This is a genomic window from Sulfitobacter sp. HI0027, assembly GCF_001634775.1.
In the GTDB taxonomy this organism is placed as follows: Bacteria; Pseudomonadota; Alphaproteobacteria; order Rhodobacterales; family Rhodobacteraceae; genus Sulfitobacter.
Genome location: NZ_LWER01000105.1, coordinates 1 through 240 on the forward strand (window position 1 = coordinate 1; position 240 = coordinate 240).

The following is a 240-nucleotide window of genomic DNA, read 5'->3' on the forward strand; positions in this document are numbered from 1 at the left end:
TGAGCCGTTCATCCGTGAGGCCCGCGCGCTGCGCGCCTCGGTCCTGCGCCACCCGCCGGGGCATATTCAGCGCACTGCTGCCTATTTCCTGTCTCTGGGCCATTACGACGCGCAGATCCGTCGCATGGGGCTGGCCTTGCATGAGCGTCGCCGCGTCATGGAGGAAGCGCTTGAGACGCACGGCCTGCGCGTCTCCGGCCGGGGTGCCTATGGCGGATCGTCCTTCTGGATGCGCGCGCC

1 pseudogene is annotated in these 240 nt (G+C 68.8%); it reads left to right on the forward strand.

Annotated features, from left to right (window positions below):
- Window positions 1–240, forward strand: a pseudogene (locus A3722_RS05545) (GntR family transcriptional regulator); the annotation flags it as partial.